Annotated in this window: 1 protein-coding gene; it reads right to left on the reverse strand. The window is 44.2% G+C overall.

The features are described 5' to 3' along the window. The coding region (locus QVO99_RS08875; RefSeq protein ID WP_288177104.1) for a hypothetical protein at positions 1-233 on the reverse strand (233 nt) is incomplete at both ends.

Consider the following 233-nt stretch of genomic DNA (forward strand, 5'->3'; position numbering starts at 1 on the left):
TAAGAAAGCACCAACTTGGAAGCCAACAAACGATATTTCTTGTCAGTAAGGCTATGAACCGTCTGGCTCTGTGCGTCCATCCCCACTTCCTGATATTGTTCTTTTGTAACAACGTCCTCGTTATTCTTCGACCAAAGCCAGTCGGCATTGAAATCGATGCCGAGCTTGCCAATCTTTCCTACATAGTAAATGTTGCTTGAAAGAGTACTCTTCTGCTCGAAGAAACTACCGTG

It is taken from the genome of Prevotella sp. CAG:592 (assembly GCF_000436015.1).
Taxonomy (GTDB): Bacteria; Bacteroidota; Bacteroidia; order Bacteroidales; family Bacteroidaceae; genus Prevotella; species Prevotella pectinovora.